At 44.9% G+C, this 13,995-nt stretch carries 16 protein-coding genes; 14 read left to right on the forward strand and 2 right to left on the reverse strand.

The annotated features are described in order from the left end of the window. Positions 1–47 precede the first annotated feature (47 nt). The 7 genes from UQ64_RS28435 (at position 48) to UQ64_RS28465 (ending at position 6,526) form a co-directional block, all read left to right on the forward strand. On the forward strand, positions 48–440 hold the full coding sequence (locus UQ64_RS28435) for a MerR family transcriptional regulator (protein ID WP_060626806.1): 393 nt from the start codon (positions 48–50) through the stop codon (positions 438–440). 38 nt (positions 441–478) lie between these two features. Then, complete coding sequence (locus tag UQ64_RS28440) at positions 479–814, forward strand: thioredoxin family protein (protein ID WP_060626807.1); 336 nt, start codon at positions 479–481, stop codon at positions 812–814. A gap of 86 nt (positions 815–900) precedes the next feature. Next, complete coding sequence (sigJ, locus tag UQ64_RS28445) at positions 901–1,776, forward strand: RNA polymerase sigma factor SigJ (RefSeq protein WP_060626808.1); 876 nt, start codon at positions 901–903, stop codon at positions 1,774–1,776. An 85-nt stretch (positions 1,777–1,861) separates the two neighbouring features. Then, on the forward strand, positions 1,862–2,299 hold the full coding sequence (locus UQ64_RS28450) for a carboxymuconolactone decarboxylase family protein (protein ID WP_060626809.1): 438 nt from the start codon (positions 1,862–1,864) through the stop codon (positions 2,297–2,299). Positions 2,300–2,462: 163 nt separating this feature from the next. Next, entirely contained in the window at positions 2,463–4,205 is a 1,743-nt protein-coding gene (locus tag UQ64_RS28455; protein ID WP_060626810.1) for a spore germination protein, read from the forward strand. 33 nt (positions 4,206–4,238) lie between these two features. Next, a complete protein-coding gene (locus UQ64_RS28460; RefSeq protein ID WP_060626811.1) occupies positions 4,239–5,330 on the forward strand; it encodes a GerAB/ArcD/ProY family transporter in 1,092 nt (363 codons plus the stop codon). Next, positions 5,327–6,526, forward strand: coding sequence for a Ger(x)C family spore germination protein (locus UQ64_RS28465; RefSeq protein WP_060626812.1), 1,200 nt, complete (start codon positions 5,327–5,329; stop codon positions 6,524–6,526). Before UQ64_RS28460 ends, UQ64_RS28465 begins: the two co-directional genes overlap by 4 nt. A gap of 24 nt (positions 6,527–6,550) precedes the next feature. Here the strand turns inward: UQ64_RS28465 and UQ64_RS28470 are convergent, their stop codons facing one another. Continuing rightward, the gene (locus UQ64_RS28470) at positions 6,551–7,435 is read right to left on the reverse strand and encodes a CHAD domain-containing protein (protein ID WP_060626813.1); all 885 of its coding nucleotides are present in this window, start codon (positions 7,433–7,435) and stop codon (positions 6,551–6,553) included. A gap of 178 nt (positions 7,436–7,613) precedes the next feature. On the opposite strand from UQ64_RS28470, the gene UQ64_RS28475 reads away from it, so the two are divergent. Beyond that, positions 7,614–8,543: a lipoate--protein ligase family protein gene (locus tag UQ64_RS28475; protein ID WP_060626814.1), complete on the forward strand. Its 930-nt coding sequence runs from the start codon at positions 7,614–7,616 to the stop codon at positions 8,541–8,543. Positions 8,544–8,612: 69 nt separating this feature from the next. On the opposite strand, the gene UQ64_RS28480 is transcribed toward UQ64_RS28475, so the two are convergent. Further along, positions 8,613–9,392: a carbon-nitrogen family hydrolase gene (locus tag UQ64_RS28480; protein WP_060626815.1), complete on the reverse strand. Its 780-nt coding sequence runs from the start codon at positions 9,390–9,392 to the stop codon at positions 8,613–8,615. A 163-nt stretch (positions 9,393–9,555) separates the two neighbouring features. On the opposite strand from UQ64_RS28480, the gene UQ64_RS28485 reads away from it, so the two are divergent. From UQ64_RS28485 to UQ64_RS28510, 6 genes are all read left to right on the forward strand, one after another. Beyond that, entirely contained in the window at positions 9,556–9,984 is a 429-nt protein-coding gene (locus UQ64_RS28485) for a MarR family winged helix-turn-helix transcriptional regulator (RefSeq protein ID WP_060626816.1), read from the forward strand. Between the two features lie 42 nt (positions 9,985–10,026). Next, positions 10,027–10,668: a nitroreductase family protein gene (locus UQ64_RS28490; RefSeq protein ID WP_060626817.1), complete on the forward strand. Its 642-nt coding sequence runs from the start codon at positions 10,027–10,029 to the stop codon at positions 10,666–10,668. 28 nt (positions 10,669–10,696) lie between these two features. Beyond that, entirely contained in the window at positions 10,697–10,990 is a 294-nt protein-coding gene (locus UQ64_RS28495) for a putative quinol monooxygenase (RefSeq protein ID WP_060626818.1), read from the forward strand. A gap of 155 nt (positions 10,991–11,145) precedes the next feature. Beyond that, positions 11,146–11,523: a hypothetical protein gene (locus tag UQ64_RS28500; RefSeq protein WP_060626819.1), complete on the forward strand. Its 378-nt coding sequence runs from the start codon at positions 11,146–11,148 to the stop codon at positions 11,521–11,523. 60 nt (positions 11,524–11,583) lie between these two features. After that, positions 11,584–11,910: an ArsR/SmtB family transcription factor gene (locus UQ64_RS28505; RefSeq protein ID WP_060626820.1), complete on the forward strand. Its 327-nt coding sequence runs from the start codon at positions 11,584–11,586 to the stop codon at positions 11,908–11,910. Between the two features lie 100 nt (positions 11,911–12,010). Further along, complete coding sequence (locus UQ64_RS28510; protein ID WP_060626821.1) at positions 12,011–13,792, forward strand: SulP family inorganic anion transporter; 1,782 nt, start codon at positions 12,011–12,013, stop codon at positions 13,790–13,792. Positions 13,793–13,995 lie beyond the last annotated feature (203 nt).

Here is a 13,995-nt window from a genome sequence, read left to right on the forward strand (position 1 = left end):
GTTTATACTGGTGTAGAACAATTCTCATGAACCCCGGGGAGAATGCTATGAAAATAGGTGAGCTTGCTAAACTGACGGGCGTAAGCGTCCGTTCACTTCGTTATTATGAGAGTCAGGGATTAATTTCGCCGATCCGTCAGGCCAACGGATATCGGGAGTACTCTCCGCTCGCTGTGGAGACGGTAGAAACGATAAAATTATATTTGAACCTGGGTCTGTCCACAGAGCAGATCGCGGGCTTTCTACATTGTGTCTTGAAGAACAAAGAAGCTTTCTGCGCAGAAGTGATGCCACTATACCGCAGTAAGCTTGAAGATATTGAACGTCAGCTTGTAGAACTGAATCAGATCAAACGCAATTTGGAAGAAAGAATGGCATCTATCTTGCAAGAGCAGAACGAGAGTAGTTTAGGTGCATGTAAACTGGAGAACTTGGAGTAGGTACTGCTGGTATTGAAAACTGTTAGGAGGAATGACAAATGGCTATTACAAATGCAGATAGCGCTGATTGGGTACGAGCAGAAATAAGCGGTGGTGGAACGGTATTGGTAGATTACGGTGCGCCATGGTGTCCCCCGTGCAAGGTGCTGCTGCCTCTTTTGGAAGATCTTCATCAGGAATATGGAGACGATGTCTCTATTGTGAAGGTGAATTGTGACGAATTGCCGGATCTGGCTGGGGAAGCTGGTGTTATGGGGATGCCTACAGTCATTGTATATAAAGATGGGCAGCCAATAGAAAAGTTGGTTGGCCTACGTCCTATAGCAGCCTACCAAGGGATATTGAATAAGGTTATTCAAGCGATTGGAATTTAGTTGTATTTGGATGCTATATTGATCTCAAGCCGTGGTGAGCCGTGAGTATGAAAGGCACAGCTTTAGAAGGAAGGAGTTTAGCCCGTATGGATTTTCAGGTCGCATATACCAACTATCACTCTCTGCTGCAAGCCATCGCTTACCGTATGACCGGCTCTATAGCAGATGCAGAGGACCTCGTTCAAGATGTATTCATCGAGTACAGCAAGCTACAAACTATAGATATCACCCATCCGAAAGCTTACTTAATCCGTATGACTACAAATCGTTGCATCAACTATATGCAATCCGCCCGTATAAGGAGAGAGCAATATGTCGGCACATGGCTGCCGGAGCCGCTCGTCAGCTTTACGAATGGAGGCGGCGATAATCCTGCCGACCTCTTCGATCACGATGAAAATGTATCCTACGCCCTGCTCGTCATGTTGGAACATTTGTCGGCTGTCGAGAGAGCCGTCTTCATCTTGCGCCAATCCTTCGCTTTCGAATATAGCGAAATTGCCGATGTATTAGGAAAAACAGAAGCCAACTGTCGAAAAATATTTAGCCGCGCTAATGATAAGCTGCATCAACAATCACCCGTTCTGCCAGGCAACACGGCTCAGGCAGCACCTCTTGCGACAGCATTCCTCGCAGCTGCACGAGGCGGCAGCGTCGATGCGCTTGTCAGCCTGCTGACCGAGGACGCGCTGCTTACGTCGGACGGCGGCGGTAAAGTTCGCGCAGCGATCTTCACCATTACGGGCAGAGATCGTGTTCAAGCTTTCATTGAAGGCGTAATTCCGAAGGGCTTCCTCGGAGATTCGCAAAGTATGGTGCTCCTTAACGGCCAGCTGGGCATCGTCATCTTTCGGGATGGCCGGCCGCATAAGGCGATCAGCTTCCAGCTTGATGCGGTAGGGGAGCGGATCGAGCATATTTATATCGTACTCAATCCCGATAAATTACAACGAATAGGGTAACCTGTCACAAAAGGAGCTTCTGCATTGTCTTAGTAGTGAAACAATCAAAAGATAACCGGTCTACAGCCGGAGAGGAGCTATCCACATGGAACAAAGAATGGATCTGGCCGGTGAAATTCCAGCCGCATACAAAGCGATGATGGGTCTTGAAGCGTTCGTACAATCGACAGGCATGGAGAAGTCGTTATTGGAGTTAATCAAAATCAGAGCGTCACAAATTAACGGCTGCGCCTTCTGCATCGATATGCATACGAAGGATGCTCGTAAGGCAGGCGTGTCGGAACAGCGCATCTACATGCTGAACGCATGGCGTGAAGCGCCGTTCTACAGCGACGAGGAACGCGCAGTGCTTGCGCTGACCGAATCGGTTACGCTCGTGACGCAAGGACATGTACCGGACGATGTCTATTCGGAAGCGGAGCGCCATTTCGATACTAAGCGACTTGGTGAGATCATCATGGCAATTGTTACAATCAATGCATGGAATCGCATCGCGATCACCACTCGCATGATGCCGCAATAAATTTTAATCACATCAGCCGAACGTCCAAGGCTTGGTATCCGACACTTCTTTAACAGAACCTTTGTCGAAGCCGAAGACCCCATATTGTGGGGTCTTTTTTGTATGCATGAATTATCCATCTTCGGTAAAAAATACGGTCACAGCTATAAAGGGGGTGTTAAGGGTGTGGAATGAGGTAATAGAGTTAATTCCAAGTTGGGGTGTGGTTTTCCAAGGGATTATGATCTTCTGTGTCCCTTTCTTCCTACTTCGTACCATAAGCTGGGCTAAAGCCAAAGAAGACAGGATAACGACTAGAGCGGAAAAAGCTACTGGCAGCAAAGGTGGAGGTGTTTCTAATGTAGGAGCATCTGGAAGAACAAGCATCTTAGAAGGACCAGAGGAGCAGTCTAGCTCGGAGATAGTAACTAAAGATAGGGGTACAAGAATAACTTATAGCGGTCATTTAAAGGAGGATTTGCAGAAATTCAAGGAGCTCAGCGCCGATATGCATGATGTGAATGTAAGGGAATTGCGAATCGGAAGCATAAAGACAAGGGCAGCGCTTTTGTACGTAAACGGGCTAACGGACAAAGATAAGATGGATCAGAATATATTGAAGCCGTTAATGAATGCATATCAGCCTTTTAAGAATATGGATACCATACCGGAAGCGAAGGATCTACAAGATATTCTCATTCATGAGATATTACTCATCTCGGAGATTGAGCTTACAGAAGATACAAACCTCTCCCTACAGAAGGTGTTATTTGGATCTGTAGTACTGCTTGTAGAGGGGATATCTGGGGCTCTTGTGCTTAGTAGTCCGAAGGGAAATACAAGAGGGATTCAGGAGCCAGAATCTGAAGCAGTCCTGCGAGGGTCACGAAGCGGATTTAACGAGACATTAAGCGATAACACAGCAATCTTGCGCAGACACGGGCAGAGTACAGAACTAGCGATGATTTCTTTTACCGTAGGAAAGAGAATGCAGAAGGAATTGATCCTAACTTATATCAAAGATGTTGCGAATGATGAACTTGTAGAAGAGGTCAAACGAAGAATTAAAACGATAGATATAGATGATGTTCAAGAATCTGGTTATGTCGAGCAACTAATTGAAGATAATAGCTATAGTCCTTTCCAGCAGATTCAGAATACAGAAAGACCGGACCGCGTAATGGCAGCACTTCTGGAAGGAAGAGTAGCTATCTTAATTGATGGTACTCCCTTCGCCTTGATTATGCCAGTTACCCTCGGGATGTTACTGCAATCGCCAGAGGATTATAACGATCGCTGGATGGTAGGATCGCTGATACGTCTTTTGCGTTTTTTCGCGGCTGCGATATCACTTTTTGCGCCAGCACTATATATTTCCTTCCTCTCGTTCCAGCCAGGATTGATTCCAACGAAGTTGGCTATTTCTATTATCAGCTCTAGGCAAGGGGTACCCTTCTCTGTATTAATTGAAGCATTGATTATGGAGATCTCGATTGAAATTTTAAGAGAGGCTGGCCTTCGCTTACCTAAACCTATCGGTCCAGCGATGGGGATTGTTGGCGGTCTGATCATCGGGCAAGCCGCAGTAGAAGCTGGAATTGTGAGTCCAATCCTAGTCATTGTAGTTTCAGTTACGGCTGTTTCTTCCTTCTCTATGCCAATGTATAGTGCAGGGATGACACTTCGAATGCTCCGGTTTGCAGCCATGTTTTTTGCAGCAATCTTTGGATTATACGGAGTTGTACTGTTTTTTCTTTTGCTTAGTAGTCATTTAATTAAGCTGAAGAGCTTTGGTGTTCCCTATCTTGGTCTGGCAGTCCCAAACAAGACAGTAAATTGGAAGGATTTTATATTCCGTATGCCTTTGCAATTTCTAACAGGTCGCCCAACGTTGTTGAAACCAAAGGACCCCTTGCGTAAAGGATGAGAAGTCTAGGTAAAGGAGAAGGAGGATGAGAACATGAGCACCGAGGTAAAGGACCGAGTTACGGCAATTCAAGCGACGATCATTCTAGCCAATTATACAATTGCGGCAGGGGTACTTACGCTTCCTCGGACCATTGTAGAGGCCAGCGGTAGTCCTGATGTATGGATAAGTATTTTTTTAGGGGGAGTAATTTCCTTTCTGTTAGGATTGATCATAGTCAAGCTTAGTCAACGTTTCCCAGGCCTAACGTTCTTTCAATATATCGGGAAGATCATCGGCAAGCCACTCGGAATAGTTCTCTCACTAGGAGTCATTGGGTATTTTCTCTGTATCGCCGGCCTTGAGATACGTTCGGTGCAGGAAGTGACCTCTTTTTTTCTACTGGAAGGAACACCTCCTTGGGCGATAGTGGCTGCTTTTATGTGGATTGCCTTCTATTTATGCAGAGGAGGAATTAATGCAATCACTAGCATGTGCAGACTTATTGTCCCGATTACCTGGACAGTGTTTCTGGGGGTTTGTCTGTTAAGTTTCCAAGTTTTCGACCTCAATAACCTGCTTCCCGTCCTTGGAAACGGATTGGAACCGGTGTGGAAAGGGATTAGGCCATCCATCCTGACCTTTACAGCTGGAGAAGCAATGCTGTTCGTTGTTGCTTTTATGGACAAGCCCCAAAAAGCAGTGAAGGTAATTATAGCTGGAACTTGTATATCGACAATATTTTATGTCCTGGCAGTTGTAGCGACTATAGGTGCCTTTTCTATAGATGGAGTGGTCACAAGAACTTGGCCGTTTCTCGATCTTGTAAGAAGTTTTGAGGTGAACTATCTCATTTTTGAAAGATTTGAATCGTTGTTATTGGTGATCTGGATTATGCAGATCTTTTGTACCTTTTGCATAGCAATTTATGCGGGGGCTTTAGGATTGTCTCAAGTCATTCATAAGAACTTTAAAAGCTGTTTGTTGGCTATGCTCCCCGTTGTATATATAATTTCTAGAATTCCTCCAAATGTAAATGCTCTGTTTGCATTAGGAACAGGTATCGGTGATTGTATGCTCATTCTATTCGGATTACTTCCATTGCCACTGTTAATCATCACATATTTCCGGAGGACTGTTTCATGAAAAAATGGAGGATGTGGATCGTACTCTCTGTTCTATGTTCTATCTTATCCGGCTGCTGGAGCAGCACACCTATTGAGGATTTAGACATGCAGATTGGTGTTGCTCTGGACAGTGCGGAAGAGTCAGGAGAGACGGGAGTTGCTAATCCAGAATATGGAAACCATACGAAGCCTGCGAAAATAATAAGTACTTATCAATTTACGATTCCGCAAGGGTCGGGAGGGGCCTTAATGAAGTCTGCTGGGAATTCAATTAAGAATTATTATAATATGAGTGAAACTAGCGATTCTATCTTTGAAGCAATACGGCAGCTTTCACTGCGTACTAGACGCACCCCGATTGGCCATCACCTTAAGGTTATTGTAATTAGTGAAGAACTGGCGAGATCCAATAACCTCACTAAACTCATAGATTTTTTTACTCGGGATAATGATATTCGTCCCAGTGTTATGTTATTTGTAACCAAGGGAAAGGCCAAAGATGTATTTGAAAATACACTGCCAGGTCAGGCTCCTTCATTTGTACTGGAAGGGATCTTCAATAACAGAGACCGGAATATGGGGATATGGGAGCCGGTAACTCTAGCTAAAGTAGTGGGCCCATTGGAGGGAAAGAGAAGCTTTCTATTACAAAATGTTATCCCTTATGAAAAGGAGATAAAATTAGCAGGGGCAGGCGTAATCAAAGGGTCAACGGGGAAGCTTGTGGGCTTCTTGGATGAGTCTGAGCTGGAGGGAATGGTATGGCTAACCGGAAAAGGAATAGGCGGAGTGCTGAAAACGTATGACCCAAATAACCATAACCTCATAACCTATGAAGTGAAATCCATGCATAGCAAGATCAAGGCCAATGTGAATAATGGTCAGATCTCTTTTAACGTAAAGGTAAAATCTACAGGTAGATATGCGGAGGTCTTTGCCAAGGAATCGAAAAAATTACACGATGGGATTGTAAAAAAGGATAAAGCTGTGCTGCAAAAGCATGTCGTAGAAATGATGCAAACCACTGTAAAGAAAATGCAGAAGGAACTGCATACCGAAGCTGCCGGTTTCGGCACCAGTCTACGTAATCAGCATCCAGCGGTATGGCGGAGCGTCAAGGATAACTGGGACGAAACCTTCAGCGAAATTCCGATAACCTATGAAGTAAATCTGAATATTGAAGAATACGGTGCATCAGATACATCGGCTGAATAGAGAGCGAATGTAATGGATTCAGAGCTACTTCTTCTGATATATGATAGGTATAACATCATTTTGGTGCAGCGCATCGAGTACTTCGGTTTTTAATTGTTCAGTAAAGGTAGTCCATGTTTTTTTGCCAACATTCAGCTCTTCTCGCCCAATAGCATTTAGTGTTTCCAGCCAAAGGCGTTTATCGTTAATCAGCCCGAGCTGATCTTGGATCTGTTTATATATTTCCTCATGGGCATGAAATTTCTGATTTAACGCAAAAGAGGCTGCACTAGCGGTATATCGCAGTTCCTTAGCAGCCATCCTCAGCTCATGCAGTGAGTCGAAGGCTGATTCTGATTCGGCATCTTGTCTACGAAATATAGCCTTGCAAGCTTTTTTCTTCTGCTCGTAAGCCACCTCAAGTTCGCGCATGACAACGTTGGCATCCTTTTTCGCTACCAGAGCCTCAAGCTGTTCACTTAGGAAAGCTTTCCACTTCTCATCCAGATCTTCATTGATTAGCTTAGGCAGCTCATCGGCCAGCTTCTTCCGATAAGTTTTGCGTTTGTCCTTTTGGTGGTCGATCACTGCCTTCAACAATTCTGCGGTCTTTGTATCACCGTTTTCCTTAGCCTGTTTGCGTTTAGTCTTGAACGATTCGATGAGAACGTCTGCATCTCTGACCTTGCCTAATCTCTTTTGGGCTTTCTCAAAAAGGGGGTAAAGCCCTAGAGTATGGCCTGGATCGAGAATAGATAGCAGTGTCAACAGTTTGCGGCAGTTCACTCTTGCAAGGTGAATCTCCTCGTCGTCGAATTTGCTAAGTGCATCATGGCAGTAATCCCAAAAATCAATATACAGCAGGTTAAGTGCTTCTTCCCATTGTCTTGTCTTAGTTAACTGTCGTTCCTTCATCACTTCCACTGTCATGCGGCATCACTCCTTAACGTTGTGTATAGCATGAACCTAAGGCTCCCCCCTATTCGAGCTGGGGCGTGTTCGTATACTATAAGGATAGCGTTATCATAACCTCATTTCAATTCTGATTTCGCACTAGCGAGGCAGATCGGTTACAATATCACGGATAATACGGGAAAGAGGGGAATCGGTGGATACTCGGGAGTACGATGCAATGATCAATGGATCTTTTGATAGAAATAAGGAAGTCATCGGACTTCCTGCAGAAATGGGACTCTTTCAGCATCTGATCTTAAAGGATAACAGTAAAGAGGTGGAAGCAGGGGGCTCTGGGGAGATGTTGATTCCGTTCGCCTTTGAAGAGACCCTATGTAGGGATGTCGGAGCGGGGCTTGTCCCTCCTAGTCTGCACCTATGGAGTCATTCCGGGGGGGTTGCGCTCGGCCTACGGGACAGCAAGCTTCCGTACGCGGCTCAAGCGATGGATAAGCTGGAGCAGCAAGGAATTCGTACAGCGGTAAGACATTCCGGTGGTGCTGCGGTGCCTCTGGATGATGGAATTGTTAATGTTTCGCTAGTACTCCCCAAAGGACGCAGAAAGCTGGACTTTCATGATGACTTTAGGCTACTGGCTTCTCTGATCACTGAGGCAGTTGCTATGAGTCATCCACAGGCTGCGGCTCAAATTGAGGCGGGTGAAATTGTTGGTTCTTACTGCCCGGGGGACTTCGATTTGGCGATCGGCGGGCGAAAATTTTGCGGCATTGCCCAGCGCAGACAAAATAATGCCTATTTCGTACATGCATTTGTAGTGGTTTCGGGTTCGGGACAGGAACGTGGTGAACTCATTCATAAATTCTATGAGCATGCCTCTGGAGGAGACTCGGTATTATCTTATCCGCAGGTTCGTCCAGAGACGATCGCTGGGCTTGGTGAACTAGGTGGACCCAATGCCACTGAAGTATTTGCCGAAGGGATTAGACAAGCATTAGCTCGCCGAGGAGTGTTGCTTAAATCCTCTGATAGGCTGCAGCAGGAGACAGGATATTTCTTGGACTACGAGGATCCGCGTGTGCTGGATGCTGCGCGAGTCCTGCATGAACGTTATTCCCAAGGATAAGGATATTGAGCATCGTTAAGAAGGACGTAACAGAAACATGGCAAGAGGCCAGCATCTGTTACGTCCTTTTTAATCATATAAGTCCGGACGTCTGTCTGCAAAAATCGGGATTTGTGCTCTGATTTCACGCACCTTATGTAAATCGGTATTCCCCGTTAGGATTTCTTCCCCTTCAGAAGCTTCACACAAAATTTCTCCCCACGGATCAATAATCATGGAATGCCCAGCAAAGGTATTGTTAGGATCGCTTCCTGCACGGTTGCAGGCTACTACATAACATTGGTTCTCGATGGCTCGGCTAATCAGTAGCGCACGCCAATGGGACAGCCTGGATAGCGGCCATTCTGCACTGATAAACAAGATTTCTGCGCCTTGCGCGGTATGGGTACGAACCCATTCTGGAAATCGGATATCATAACAGATTAGCCCCGCACATAATATGCCTTCCAACTGGAAGAGTCCTTTGGCATCTCCCGGCTGTAAATACAGATGTTCATCCATGAGCTGAAACAAATGCAGCTTACTGTATTCGCCTACGAGTTCTCCAGATCGATTAAAAACAAACATGCGATTAGTTACACCGGAGGCGTTCCTGCTAGCGACTGATCCAGCGACGATATTGATGTTGTATTGCTTAGCCAAGCTGGAGATGAATTCTTTGGTAAATTCTCCATCTGGGTCACCAATTTCTTCTAGTCGGGTTAGATCATAGCCAGTGGTCCAAAGCTCAGGAAGAATTATACAGTCGGGGGCTGCGTCAGCAGATTCTCTAATTTTATTTGCTACAGTAGCATAATTCATATCGGGATTGCCAAATGCTATGTCCAGCTGAATCAGGGAGATTCTCATAGGATTCCTCCTTTTTGTTCAAGAATATAGCACCTTAAGGTGCTAAGCAATGTTGATTTTAAAAAAATGATTTGATATATTAGTTGACGGGTCAATGATTATCAGTTAATATAATTTTATACAAAACAATTGCATACAATTAAATTTATAGAGGAGGTATATTTTGACGGAGCACTATCCTGAGGAAGACCGCATATTTGAACTGCTGCAGGCATTAAACAAGGGAATCTGTCCGAAATTCGAACGATGTGCTGGGATTAGTCCTACACGGCTTCGCCTCCTGCATGAACTATTCCAGGTAGACGAAGTCAGCCAAATTACTCTGCAAAAGGGCATGGATATAGATGCGGCCGCCGTCACTCGGCACTTGAAAGGGATGGAAGAGAGCGGTACGATCACTCGCCGCAATAACCCAGCAGATAACAGGGTTACATTGGTCTCATTAACGGATCAAGGGCGGGAAAGAATGATTCAATATAGCGAAGAGAAGAGGCGGTTTGTCGCTACTCTGCTTACTGGATTTAACGATCAGGAGCGAACAGTGCTTATAGATATGCTTAATCGTCTGCAATCTAATATCAATCTGTTGTAACTGTAACTACCTAAATTACACATTCAAAGGAGAAATACACATATGAACGCTACACAAACACAAACCAATGATTTTAAAGAAATTATTACGGGTCGCCGCTCTATCCGCAAATATGATCCAACCGTTAAGATCAGCAAAGAAGAGATGACACAGATTCTTACGGAAGCGACCCTTGCACCTTCTTCTGTAAACATGCAGCCTTGGCGGTTTCTTGTCATTGAAAGTGACGAAGCGAAAGCGACTTTAGCTCCACTTGCTCGCTTTAATGGCGTACAGGTTGAAACCTCTGCCGCTATGATTGCCATCTTCGGTGATTTGAATAATTTCGATTATGCTGAGGAGATTTATGGTACAGCTGTTGAACGTGGACTAATGCCTGCTGAAGTTAAAGAAAACCAATTGACTAGATTATCCGCTCACTTTGCTACCTTGCCACGTGAAGTTAACAAAGATACTGTGCTGATCGATGGTGCTCTTGTTGCGATGCAGTTGATGCTGGTTGCCCGTGCACATGGTTACGATACGAATCCAATTGGTGGTTATGAGAAAGATCAAATCGCAGAAGCGTTTGGCATGGAAAAAGATCGTTACGTTCCTGTAATGTTGCTTTCCATTGGTAAGGCTGTTGATGCAGGTTACCCATCTGTCCGTTTGCCTATCGATAAGATTGCTGAGTGGAAATAAATAAATTACACCTTAGGAGGAATATACAATGATCATTATCCATGCTGAGCTCAAAGTGAATCCGGAACGTCGCGAGCAGTTTTTGGAGGAGTCCAAAACACTGCTCACTGCTACTCACGCTGAGGAGGGAAATCTCTCTTACGAGCTGTATGAGAATGCAGGAGAAGCAAATTCATTTATTATGGTGGAGACATGGCGCGACGCTGAAGCCGTATCCAACCACAATACGAGCCCTCATTTTACCACGTTCTCAGCTAAAGCTGGTGAATTCTTGGCTGCGCCACTAGACGTAAAAGTATTTAGCGCAGAGCAAGTGAAATAAGTTATCTCGATTCTTAGGGAATCTTGTTTTATCCTAAACAGGGATGATCCATAGCCATAATGGCTGCGGGCATCCCTGTTTTTGTCTTCCCCGTTATATAAGGCCCATTGTCATGTATAATGATCGTTATAAATTATCAAGGTGGAGTAATCGCTATGAAAATCAAAATTACAAAGAGTGGTTTAAAAAAGGACGAGGTATTCTTTCTTACAGAATTCGGCGAGGGCCGGGGGATCTGGTGCAGTGCTCCTGTGAAGCCAGGGACAGAAACGGATGTAGAATTCGAGCTTTCGGAGCTGCTCATGAGATGGGTGGATATTCTACCTGTACCTGCTAGTGGGTTCAACATCAGGTTAGAGGGAGATAAGGTTGTTTTTACGGGTGTGCTGGAGAATATTGAAGAAGACGGAACAGGATATTTGCGATTAGGTGAAAGCTTAGTGATGTTCGAGTGTCTCGGTGAGCCTATGGCACTTGGTGTGTTTGTAGAAGTACAGGTCCGTGATGTAAGCATCTACCCCTTGAGTATTTGACGCTTATCAGGGACTAAGATAACATTAGATTTAGAAGTAAGCTATGAGGAGTAGAAGTCTATGAACACCGAAATTCAGCAATTTAAGACCGAATTCTTCAAGGCGCTGGCTCATCCGATGCGTATTCGTATACTGGAACTGCTCAGCGAAGGTGAGAAGAATGTAAATGAACTGCAGGCGATTCTAGGATCAGAGGGCTCTGCTGTATCCCAGCAGTTAGCCGTTTTACGCGCCAAGAATGTAGTAGCCAGTGTTAAAGAGGGTACTACTGTGATCTATTCGTTACGTGATCCTCTGATTAAAGATCTGCTAATCGTAGCTAAACAAATATTTGATAACCATCTGGTGAATACCATTTCATTGCTCGAAGGTATGCGCGGAGAATAAATGGAATAACATTATTTTGGCGTTGACAACAGTCGCGCCCTAGAGTAATGTTTTTCTTATATTCAAATAATCAGATATTTAAAGAAAAGAAGGTTTGATCATGACAGGGTGGGGCCGGTATAAAGGCTACAACATGAATGCATTTCGCAAGGATTTGATTTCGGGGACAATCGTCGGTGTTATTGCCATTCCTTTGGGGATGGCATTTGCTATTGCTTCTGGTGTTAAACCGGAGTATGGCATTTACACGACGATCGTTGCCGGCATATGTATTTCATTGTTCGGAGGTTCAAAATTTCAGATTGGCGGGCCGACAGGTGCTTTTATTCCTATCTTGTTTGCCATTGCGATGGAGTATGGCTATGAGAACCTGCTTATCGCCGGGATGATGGCAGGGGTAATACTAGTCCTCATGGGATTATTAAAGCTGGGTGTACTGATTAAGTTTATTCCGAGGCCGGTAACGATTGGTTTCACAGCGGGAATAGCAGTCATTATCTTCACCGGACAGATTGCTAATTTTCTTGGATTAAGGAATATAGAACGGCATGAGAGCTTTCTAGATAACATGAAAGAAATAGGGCTTCATCTATCGACGCTGAATGGTTACAGTATCCTGACCGCCGTGATTTGTCTTGCCGTGGTCATTCTAGCGATTCGATTCGCTCCGAAGGTGCCTGGATCATTGGTAGGTCTTCTGTGCGCGACTGTGATTGCCGCGTTATTCTTTAGCGGCCAAGTGACTACGATTGGCTCTGCTTACGGAGATATCCCTAATACCTTACCAAGCTTTCGATTTCCGAACATTACTTGGGAACGAATTACACTGCTAATTCGTCCGGCATTTATCATAGCGATGCTCGGTGCTATAGAGTCATTGTTATCCGCTGTTGTAGCGGATGGGATGACAGGTAGCCGCCATAATAGCAACCGTGAGCTGATTGGTCAGGGGGTCGCAAATATTGCCGCTCCATTGTTCGGAGGCATACCAGCGACAGGTGCAATTGCTAGAACAGCGACGAACATCAAGAGTGGTGCTGTTTCTCCAATCTCAGGGATCGTTCACGGGGTTGTAGTGTTTCTAATTCTCCTGTTGTTCGCACCCTATGCTTCCAGTATTCCTTTGGCTGCGATGGCACCTATCTTAATGGTGGTTGCCTGGAATATGAGTGAGCGCAAAGAATTTCTTCATTTGCTAAAGATCAAGACCGGCGATTCCTTGGTGTTATTCATCACTTTCTTGTTAACGATATTTGCAGATTTAACGCTGGCTGTAGAGGTGGGATTGATTCTTGCAGTCATTCTGTTTGTGAAACGAATGGGAGAGGTTCATTTGGTAGCCAAAGTACTGCCTGATCCGAATTCCGTTAAGGTTGAAGCACATATGGTTACGGAGAGTCATGATTGTCCGCAAATTGGAATTTACACGGTGGAGGGTCCGCTGTTTTTTGGCGCTGCTTATCGATTCGATGACACTATGCCAAGCTATGGCGGCTCGGATCAACCCAGAATTATATTAATGCGGATGGGAAAAGTACCATTCATGGATACCACCGGAGAATCCAATTTAGCAGAGCTGGTGAGGCATTTACAAGCCGTTGGAGGGAAACTAATGATCTCCGGCATTCAGCCACAGCCGCTTGAACTACTCAAGAGAACTGGCCTGTATAGCACCATAGGTGAGGCGCAGTTTTATAAGCACACTGGGGAAGCGATAAATGATGCGCTTAGCAGCATCGATTACAATAAGTGCATTGGATGTAGCCATGCCGCATTTAGGGAGTGTACAGCGTTCTCCTGTCTGGAAGAGGCGGGAAGCCTGCGCGGTGTGAAAGGGCGTAAGAAACCTGTAATTGCACCTGAACTAAATAGTGGTCTTTGAGTTAAATAGATAAGAGTCAGCCCGGACGTTTCTGCGTCCGGGCTTTTGTATTCAAATATAAGAAAGTATAAGTTTCACACTATACATTATCCTTATATTTCTCGCTTAAACGCTTATCATCCTAATAAGGATGATGAAGACGTTTATGCTTGAGATTGGACTTAAGAATGCCAAATTTGTACAATTGGGTATAAGTTAAATGT

Source organism: Paenibacillus etheri, assembly GCF_001012825.1.
Lineage (GTDB): Bacteria > Bacillota > Bacilli > Paenibacillales > Paenibacillaceae > Paenibacillus_AQ > Paenibacillus_AQ etheri.